This is a genomic window from Tamlana sp. 2_MG-2023, assembly GCF_030548465.1.
Taxonomy (GTDB): Bacteria; Bacteroidota; Bacteroidia; order Flavobacteriales; family Flavobacteriaceae; genus Pseudotamlana.
Genome location: NZ_JAUOSF010000025.1, coordinates 1 through 8,768, shown reverse-complemented (window position 1 = coordinate 8,768; position 8,768 = coordinate 1). Strand labels below are relative to the sequence as shown.

Genomic DNA, 8,768 nt, shown 5'->3' with positions numbered 1-8,768 from the left:
AAATTACGCCCCACATGGATCAACTTTCCTGTAGTTGTAAGCTCATAAGCATCTATTATGGAGCCTCTATTAATTTCGAATACGGTTACTGTTTCAAAGGTATAAGGCGCTTGTTGAATATTTACAGTAGAACTCACACTCGACACCTTTTGCACCAGTGAATACTGTAAAAGTCGATTATATACCCCATCGGCTTTTTTCTGTCTATATAAGGCATCAACAGAACTATTCCCTAGCCACAAAGCCTTATCTAATTGATCTTCATGATTACTCGCATCGATATCATAAAAGTAAGTATGAAACAATTCTAAATGAGATAGGGCTTCCACTTCTAGATTCTCATACTGAGATACTAATTTCAACGGTATGACACTGCCATCAGTTTCAATGGCAAAGGCATTTTCTATCATATGATAGTGTTGTTTTACAACCAAAAATACAGCTACAACACTAACGATTGTGGCAGCTATAATTACGGAAATAACAACTAATCGGTTTAATTTTAAGACCCTGTAAATATCTTTATAAGGTGTTTTCATAAGCGTGTATTTTATGGTTAAATCAATTCGTAAATAATCTAATGGTGAAGGAAGTTGCTTTCCTATAAAGTTTAAACTTGAGCAGCACCATAAAGCCTATGGATCCTAATTCAATAACAGGCGCAAAGAGGTGGCTTCCCCAGTCCGTTCCAAATAAGTTAGACCAAAAATTAGTATTGATTTCGGTATAAAGATTATTCACAAACACATTCACCAGAAAAAACGCAGGCACCAACATATAAACAGCCACATACAACTTGAAAAATGTATAGCCTAGACTTCTAAATTTTTCAAAAACCGAAAGACTAATGACCAAAGGAAAAAAGGCTTGCATTATGCCAAGTAAAAAATAACGCTCAGCCAAAAACAAAGGATAAATAAAGAGATCTAATAGCCATAAAAACAAGGCTAATACAAAGGATACCACCTTAAGACCAAAAAGAGGACTTATTAAAGCCTCATATAATAAAGTCATGGCTTTTTTGGCGGCTTCCATTGCGCCCACATCTGCTTCTATATCTAAATCTTGTAGCTGAAGCGGAAGGAGTGCTGGAGCCGTGTTTTTATATTGTGTTTCTATAGCTACTAAAATCCCGTCAAAAACAGCTAAAACTTCCGTAGAGAAAATCACGACTATAACAACTGCAAAATTTTTAGCAAGTTCCCCAGGAGTCAATCCCCAAGTATAGCCTTCTTGGTTGGCCACCCCTTCATTATATTTTTTCAAAATATTAATAAGGAAAAACAAAATGGCCAAGGCTTTCATACCTGTAATAGTATATGTAGCAAAGTCACTACTTTTAATCGTTGTAAACACAGCGTCTACATATTCCAACCCTATACCTAAAAACATCCCAGCCATATTAATAATTCGTTTCTCTATTATTAATACGCTCTTGAAAATCTCTAAAGGCGATGATCTCCTTATAACGTTTGGCTTTTAAAGTGACTTCAGCAACCATTTCCTTAGACTCTTCTTCCTTCTCCTTTAAAAACAGTGTACGTTCTGCATCTGTCATATTAAGGGAATTACTCGTCAATATCTGGGACACAAAATCCAGATCTTCTAGTGATTTCTCTATAATCGCATCAAAGGATTCTGAAACTCGAACCACTTCATCAGGTTTAATATGAGGTGAATTTAAAATAGCTCTTAAATCATCTTGAATTAAATTATATAGCCTCTCATTATTTTTATACAGCGCTTTCACTGCATTCAACTGCTTAATCACCGCATTCACTTTTTCAATTCGTTCTTTTTGTTTTTTTAAAAAATCAACGGTTTTAAGGAGTTGGGAGGTCTGTTTTGCAGACTCAATTATGGACTTGGCGAAACTGATAAAATTTGTATTATCATATACAGGAACCCCTTGAGCATTAGCCGTTCTAGGCAGCAAGACACATACTAAAACGAAGAGCACTATGGTGATTTTTTTGTAGTTCATGATTTCTATATATTTAAGTTAATTATTTCTCTAAAGCTCTTTTACATATTGTTTTATAGCCATCTCCATATCCTTCACTTCGCTGTAAATCGACATGATATGCTCATGAGCTTTCCCATCTGTGAGGTACGCAGCAAATACTTCTTTAGGGACTTCTAGTCTAAAAACATTACTTGTTTTACCTATTTTGATGAACATTTCGGTATACTTCCGCTCGCCGGTTAAATTATTCCGAATGGACTTTAATTGATTCAAATCATGGCTAGAAAGGCTCAGGCGTTTCTGCAATTCATCATAGCCTTTCTCATTGTGTAAACTATATACAATTTGCGTGTTTTCGAGGATACTCGCGGATGTTGCATTATTAGGCAACTGATTTATAGATTGTAAAACGATTCCTATAGCCCCATTTTGCTTTCTAATAGCTTGATAATAAAATTCCACACTTTCTAATACATTTTTAAATTTAAGCTGCTTGGCAAATTCATCAAATAGAATTACACCACGCTCTGCTTTATTTCTCCAAATAGTACGTTGTATGGCCGATTTTATAAGTTTGAGCATGACGGAAAGAATCTCTTTATTGTCTCGAACTTCATCCAATTCAAATACAATAAGTCGCTTATCTTCTATCTTATAAGTCTGATCTTCATCAGTATTGAATAAAAAATTATATAGTCCATCATCCACATATTCCGAGAGCACATGTAAAAAATCATAAACATTGAAGTAGCGCTCTTGAATCCCCAAATCAACTAGGAGGGTATCTTTTTTTAGGTCTACAAATTGATATAATCCGGACAAGGAAAACACCGTATTCTGGGCCTGTTGATAATAATGCCTTAGGATTTTTTTTATTGCCACTTCTTCAGCTTTAGAAGTATCGTTACCACTAGCCAATAACTCTAACAAAAAAATGGACAAATCCTCCAAGCGTTCTGGAGTCACATCTTCAATATTTTCAATATAGAACGGGTTAATCCCTAAATTTTTTCCTTGCTCATAACGGAGAATGATATGATCTTTGGGATATAATTTGGCAAATTTGGAATATGATCCTCCAAGATCGATAATGACCAGTCGTACTTCACTTTCAAAATATTGCCTTAAAATATTATTGGCCAAAAATGACTTGCCCTCACCAGTTGGCGCAAAAATGGCAAAGTTCCTGGCTTTAATTCTTTTTTTGTCTTCGTCCCAGACATCTTTTAAAATAGGAATATTAAACTGTCTGTCATTAAACAACACGCCTGTGTCATCAGAAATATAATTGGTATTGTTAATAAACAAGCACAGTGCATGTTTTAAATCAGTCACATAAAGATCTTCGTTTGAAAAATTTGAACTGTGACAAAAAAAGGAATTTAAAACATAATGTTTGCGTTCTTCTCCTCTGGGATAATAGGGCAGTATATCTAAAGCTTTGCACTCAGCTTTAATTTTAGAAGCTGTGGTTTTTAATTTGTCCTGATCTGTATCCCAAAACACCACATTAAGGTGCCCCCTAATGAGTCTTGATGATTCATCTTCATTAATTTGAGCAACAACCTCCTCTATCTTTTTAAGCACTACCTTATTTTGAGTACCGAAGTTGGCGCTCTTTTTAAGTGCTTCAATTTTATTGTCTAATAGTTTTCTCCATTGCTGCTTGTCATCGAGATAAATAATTTGATTCACGATATGGTTTTTATTCAGATTTAACCCTAAACCATCAATGAATCCTTGATGAAAAACAAAGTCATCTGAAGTAAAGCGATCGTTGGTTTTGCTACTTTGCACGAATTCTCCAAAGCAGCTTTCATGATTAACCGCTATGGCATCAAATTGAAAATCACCAATACCGATACTTGATTTATCCAAACGAATGTCCGTTAAGCAGTCTTCATTAAAACCATTAAAATACGATTGTGTCAATTGACGAATTTTAGCACCATCAAGCGGAATCAACTGTATTTTTCGACTGGTATTCACAAAAGCCACTGCATCATTCACACTCGATTTAAAAGTGTCGATCTTTCTGTCAATCTGGATAGAATGATCCTTTGTTGATGATTTAAACGGATTGACATATTTAGATATGTTCATGCGCTTATTATGGGGCATCGTAATAAATAAAAAGGATTGATGCTCTAGATAGTCCCTACCATTAAAGTGATTAGCGGTTGCTTCTCCTAAAAACGTCGCTTGCGGTAAATGCTTTGTATTATACTTACTTTTTATATAAATATCCTGTTTATGAATAACCGTACCAACAGGCAGAGACTTGAACGCCTGAAACCATACCCCATGCACAGCATCAAAATCCGATGCTGACAACGCATAAATTTCAGGTAATTGGCACTGAAAACATAAAATAACATTACCGTTACTGGCAAATACCATATGCTCCTGAATATCTAAAATAGGCTCGTAAGCCAAAAGATTTAATCTATTCATAATTGATAATATTGAGGTATTTATTACTTATAATTTTAGGAAAGACACTTCTAAGTAACAGACGTGAACGTCCTTTCGAGACATGTATCAATATGAAATACATGCCCGTATTAAAAAGTATCACAGCTAGCATGAGCATAAGACTAAAGGAAAAGATGATAACAAGCAAAGACAGAATCACACTTGTCATCAATAGCGCGAAAAATGACAATGATAACCCCAAAATTACAGCTTGCTTTCTAATGTCTTTATAAACCTTGAATTGTTTCATTGGTAACTATGTTCCGTTATACTACGATGCCAATCAAATAAGTAAATATCCCTACTACAGCTCCTGCTATGAGTACAAACACTAAAACACGAGTAATTCCCTTTTTTAAATCAGAATTCTCGCCAAAGAAGTGTCCCGCATTAAACAAAAATCCTATTAAGAAAATAACTCCTAAGATGATAGGAAATATCGATCTGATAGTATCAGATACATCATTAACGGACTGCTCGATACCTCCAATTTGTGCAAAACTACTTTGCGACACCAAGAGGCTTACCAGAATAACATACATTACATTTTTCATGTGAATTTTATTTTAGTTAACAACTTTTTTACTTCAATAAAATTACAATATATTTATATTCAAATACTTGATTTTCAGTAATTTATAGTAATAATATTTTTTAAACTCGTTTGATTTAAATTGAAATCAAACTACTCTAAATCGTATGAATCTCTGCAGCTTAAAACATCAAAATCATGATAAAATATTTTAAATCAACAGTCAAAAACGTCGGTTTTCTTCTAATTTTATTAAACACAGGTATACTTATCACTCAAGAAATACCATTAAAAAAAATCATTGTTATTGATCCAGGACATGGTGGTATAGATTCTGGTGCTGTAGGATTATATGATCAAGAAAAAGATATTGTTTTGAGTATGGCATTAGAACTATCACAATGGAATCATCAACTTTTCGAAAACACTTATGAACTACATCTCACAAGATCCTCAGATACTTTAATTTCACTTTCCCATAGAATGGCTATGGCAAAAAAGTTAAAAGCTGATGCGTTTATTTCGATTCACTGTAATGCTGGTGCTAGTTCGGCCAAAGGTATTGAAGTGTTTGTACCCGAAATTCAAGGGGTATATGCCGTAGAAACTTCCAAAATGGCCGCTGCTATTTTAAGGGAATTTCAATATAAATTAAGCTTCAACTCTCGCGGGATTAAAATGGCTAATTTCAGATTATTGAAACAGTCTATTCACGATTACCCTGCAATACTTTTAGAATTAGGTTTTATAACCAACAAGGATGAAGGCTTATATTTTTCAAGAAAACAACACATTAAAGCGATGGCACTAGCCATACTTTTAGGACTCATAAATTATTTAAATTATTAAGATATGGAAATCGCTTACACGCTACTGATTAAAACCATTCGAAGTCTTATTTTATTACTATATAAAAACCTTTATCAGTGGTTTAAATCACGTCAATAATTGATCTATCGTCGCTTATCCTTAGTAGTTGTTTCAAAGGCTATTAAATTAAATTGCTCACGCATTCTAGACCGTACGCGTTGACCATAACGCTCTTCAAGTTCATGGGCATTAAGGTTAGTCGTGATATGAGTCTTTACTTTATGGTTTAAAAACAATTCATACCTCGATAAAATAACTTCCCCCATCACATTACAGTCTTTACCATAATGTCTACCTAATGGTTCTATACCTAAATCATCAAAGCACACATATCCAGAATCGCCATAATCTTCTATAGTTTTATATCCTAAGTGATTAAAACCAAAAACAACATTTCGTGCAGGTATAATTTTATAGGGCTTTTGATGTGGAACGATATATCTTAATAATTTCATCAAACTAGTTTTACCACAACCTACAGGACCACTTAATAAGATGCCCTTATTTAAATCCATATTTAATTGTTTGCAATTGACTTCGTCTTTGATAAAATAATTACAGAGTTTAAACAAAATCTCACGATCCTCCTCATGAATTTTAAACAAGGTACCATATTCCTGTTGCCCCTTGTGTGATAAATAATCAAGGATACTTTGAAAATCATAAGTAATGCTATTCCCTTTTAGGTCTCCTAGAACATACTTTTCATCATCCTCAATTATGATATGTGGCTGGATCTGTTTCATAAAGGTTCGTGATAATTTTTATCAGAACAAACTTTCAAGTTGTCCTGATATGGGACACTGCTGTTTCGTTTGTGTTGCCCTGAAAAATTTTTAAAATTTAAATACTCCTGTTTATTTTCATTTGTATTGTTTTTTACTGTTTGTATATGTTTTCTTTTAGATACCACTTCTTGTTCACTTCTTGTACCACTTTTGGCACCGTTAGAGTCTACTTCTTGTCTACTACTTGTCCCAAAATGAAACATGATGACTTGACTCCCTTTGAACTTATTTTTTGATGGATTGTACTGCAAATATTTCCAATGAGACAAGGCTTTTATAGATCTATGGTAAGTAGATTTTGAACCAATTTTTGATAAGGCCATGACTTCTTGTCGATTGATATAAAATTCCTTAGGAAAATGATACATATTCCAAAGGTTAAAAAGCGCGATATACAAACTTATATGCGTAGGATTTAAACGACCATCTTTTGAAAAAGCTATAAAAACAGCATTCAGATGTCTAATATAATTCACCTCTTCCATAATAACAGTAACAATTTAGTACGTGTTATGAATTTTGTTGCTTTCGATAACCTTGGCAATATCTTGATAATCGTAATACAGCACACCACCTACTTTAGAATATGGTAACGTGCCGTTGATCCTAAGGTTTTGTAAAGTCCCATGTGAAATCCCTAGTAATTCACGAACTTCTGGTGACTTTAGCCATTTTTTGGATTTGTAATCTGAATCTTTTGTCAGTAGCGTTTTTAATTCTTCTAATAATTCCATTTTAAAATCTCGAAGATCATCTGTAGTAATAATTCTTACACCCATTTGTTTTGTTTTTTAAATAAACAAAGCCGCCAAATTCGTTTTACAAACCAATATTAGACGACTTTGTTTTGATTTGACTTTCGTTTCACAAAACTGAAAAGTTTTGAATTATATTATTCACATGTTACACCCATGCTTGGTGTTTATTTATGACACAGTTTGATAACAAATAGACCTTGTTATCAAAAAACTTTCACTTTAGTATCCTTTCACTAAACAAAAAAAACGCACCAAACCATTAACCAAAAAAAACACCCAAGTTGGGTGTTTTCAGCTATCCAAATCTAACATATGTTGGTCTAATGAATCCTTTAATTTATCAATGAATTTTGTGCGACGAATTTTTCTTGACCGTATTTCTAAATAGGTTCGATAATAATCTTTCAAATCCATTTCTAATACGGTTTCAAAAGTTGTAGCTATTTCTTTTATACCGGCATTACCTCTATTTATAGCACCTGAAGCATGTAGAGCATAAATGAGTTCTATTAAATCCACTTTATTTCCAGTCCAAAAAAGTCTTGGATTAGATCTTTTCAATTCTGCGTGACTTAACCTTCCAAAATTAGCTTCCAGTTTTTCGATTTCCTTTTTTAAATAAACAATCAATAAATCGTAAGCCATAATCCTTGCTACTGAATGATCATGACTTGTAGAGAATTGTTCATCTGATAAAAAGTGAAACGTATCTGGATGCAATCGAATATCTAACTTATCTCTTAAAAAATATTGATTATCAAACCTGGTATCTTCTCTTCGGTAATAATGATAAAACTCCAAGTTTCTATTAAAATAATCTTGCAGTTTATCTATATGGTCTACAAAATATTGTTTTTGAGCTTCACAAGTACTTCTAGGTCTTTTACTCTCTATACTAAAAAGCTTACCATAATATATTAGCTTACTAAAAACCTGTGGCTTGATATGTTTAAAAAAGTATTTCTCATCTTCCTGTTTAGAAAAACCATTTAAAACAACACGATCTCGAAGCCGCTCTATAACAATAGTTGTCGCTTTTATGCCTTTTTCTGAGCGCGTCAGAACATCTAAAACTTCCTGATCCAGACATTCTAAATTCTGGTTCAGGTCATTCAAAAAACCTTTATACGTATTCATTGCCGGATGAATTTTTATTAAAAACTTTATTTACCTAATCACAAATTAGAAGAATACTAAAACCTATGAGTATTTAATCTGTATATAATTTTTATTCAAATAATATACTAGCTGTTCTTCATTAGTCAATAATTTCAAAGCCACATCTTATAGCCTTTGAAAAGTTATTTCATTATAGAATCAGATACAAAATCTATTGAATCCATCGAGTTCATCCTCGATAAAACGGGAGGCTTTAAATC

At 33.2% G+C, this 8,768-nt stretch carries 10 protein-coding genes; 1 reads left to right on the top strand and 9 read right to left on the bottom strand.

Features of this window, described 5'->3' with window-relative positions; genetic code table 11:
- From Q4566_RS16800 to Q4566_RS16780, 5 genes are all read right to left on the bottom strand, one after another.
- Positions 1 to 539: conjugal transfer protein TraK (locus Q4566_RS16800; protein ID WP_303423698.1), on the bottom strand; the 539-nt coding region annotated here is incomplete at its 3' end.
- Between the two features lie 22 nt (positions 540 to 561).
- A complete protein-coding gene (locus Q4566_RS16795; protein WP_303423696.1) occupies positions 562 to 1,392 on the bottom strand; it encodes a hypothetical protein in 831 nt (276 codons plus the stop codon).
- Between the two features lie 10 nt (positions 1,393 to 1,402).
- The gene (locus tag Q4566_RS16790; protein ID WP_303423694.1) at positions 1,403 to 1,984 is read right to left on the bottom strand and encodes a conjugal transfer protein; all 582 of its coding nucleotides are present in this window, start codon (positions 1,982 to 1,984) and stop codon (positions 1,403 to 1,405) included.
- Between the two features lie 30 nt (positions 1,985 to 2,014).
- Positions 2,015 to 4,420: a TraG family conjugative transposon ATPase gene (locus tag Q4566_RS16785; protein ID WP_303423692.1), complete on the bottom strand. Its 2,406-nt coding sequence runs from the start codon at positions 4,418 to 4,420 to the stop codon at positions 2,015 to 2,017.
- A 287-nt stretch (positions 4,421 to 4,707) separates the two neighbouring features.
- The gene (locus Q4566_RS16780) at positions 4,708 to 4,983 is read right to left on the bottom strand and encodes a hypothetical protein (RefSeq protein WP_303423690.1); all 276 of its coding nucleotides are present in this window, start codon (positions 4,981 to 4,983) and stop codon (positions 4,708 to 4,710) included.
- A 188-nt stretch (positions 4,984 to 5,171) separates the two neighbouring features.
- Here Q4566_RS16780 and Q4566_RS16775 point away from each other — a divergent pair, with 188 nt between their 5' ends.
- Positions 5,172 to 5,822: an N-acetylmuramoyl-L-alanine amidase gene (locus Q4566_RS16775; RefSeq protein WP_303423688.1), complete on the top strand. Its 651-nt coding sequence runs from the start codon at positions 5,172 to 5,174 to the stop codon at positions 5,820 to 5,822.
- A 104-nt stretch (positions 5,823 to 5,926) separates the two neighbouring features.
- On the opposite strand, the gene Q4566_RS16770 is transcribed toward Q4566_RS16775, so the two are convergent.
- The 4 genes from Q4566_RS16770 to Q4566_RS16755 all read right to left on the bottom strand — a co-directional run bounded on the left by Q4566_RS16770 (position 5,927) and on the right by Q4566_RS16755 (position 8,526).
- Positions 5,927 to 6,589, bottom strand: coding sequence for an ATPase (locus tag Q4566_RS16770; protein ID WP_303423687.1), 663 nt, complete (start codon positions 6,587 to 6,589; stop codon positions 5,927 to 5,929).
- Positions 6,586 to 7,116: a hypothetical protein gene (locus tag Q4566_RS16765; protein WP_303423684.1), complete on the bottom strand. Its 531-nt coding sequence runs from the start codon at positions 7,114 to 7,116 to the stop codon at positions 6,586 to 6,588. Before Q4566_RS16765 ends, Q4566_RS16770 begins: the two co-directional genes overlap by 4 nt.
- A gap of 15 nt (positions 7,117 to 7,131) precedes the next feature.
- Entirely contained in the window at positions 7,132 to 7,410 is a 279-nt protein-coding gene (locus tag Q4566_RS16760; RefSeq protein ID WP_303423682.1) for a helix-turn-helix domain-containing protein, read from the bottom strand.
- 270 nt (positions 7,411 to 7,680) lie between these two features.
- The gene (locus tag Q4566_RS16755) at positions 7,681 to 8,526 is read right to left on the bottom strand and encodes an RteC domain-containing protein (protein ID WP_303423680.1); all 846 of its coding nucleotides are present in this window, start codon (positions 8,524 to 8,526) and stop codon (positions 7,681 to 7,683) included.
- Positions 8,527 to 8,768: the final 242 nt, after the last annotated feature.

Bases quoted from the DNA above. Each gene is read 5' to 3' on its own strand.
- Q4566_RS16795 (WP_303423696.1), bottom strand. From the start codon at position 1,392: ATGTTTTTAGGTATAGGGTTGGAATATGTAGACGCTGTGTTTACAACG.
- Q4566_RS16790 (WP_303423694.1), bottom strand. From the start codon at position 1,984: ATGAACTACAAAAAAATCACCATAGTGCTCTTCGTTTTAGTATGTGTC.
- Q4566_RS16785 (WP_303423692.1), bottom strand. From the start codon at position 4,420: ATGAATAGATTAAATCTTTTGGCTTACGAGCCTATTTTAGATATTCAG.
- Q4566_RS16780 (WP_303423690.1), bottom strand. From the start codon at position 4,983: ATGTATGTTATTCTGGTAAGCCTCTTGGTGTCGCAAAGTAGTTTTGCA.
- Q4566_RS16775 (WP_303423688.1), top strand. From the start codon at position 5,172: ATGATAAAATATTTTAAATCAACAGTCAAAAACGTCGGTTTTCTTCTA.
- Q4566_RS16770 (WP_303423687.1), bottom strand. From the start codon at position 6,589: ATGAAACAGATCCAGCCACATATCATAATTGAGGATGATGAAAAGTAT.
- Q4566_RS16765 (WP_303423684.1), bottom strand. From the start codon at position 7,116: ATGGAAGAGGTGAATTATATTAGACATCTGAATGCTGTTTTTATAGCT.
- Q4566_RS16760 (WP_303423682.1), bottom strand. From the start codon at position 7,410: ATGGGTGTAAGAATTATTACTACAGATGATCTTCGAGATTTTAAAATG.
- Q4566_RS16755 (WP_303423680.1), bottom strand. From the start codon at position 8,526: ATGAATACGTATAAAGGTTTTTTGAATGACCTGAACCAGAATTTAGAA.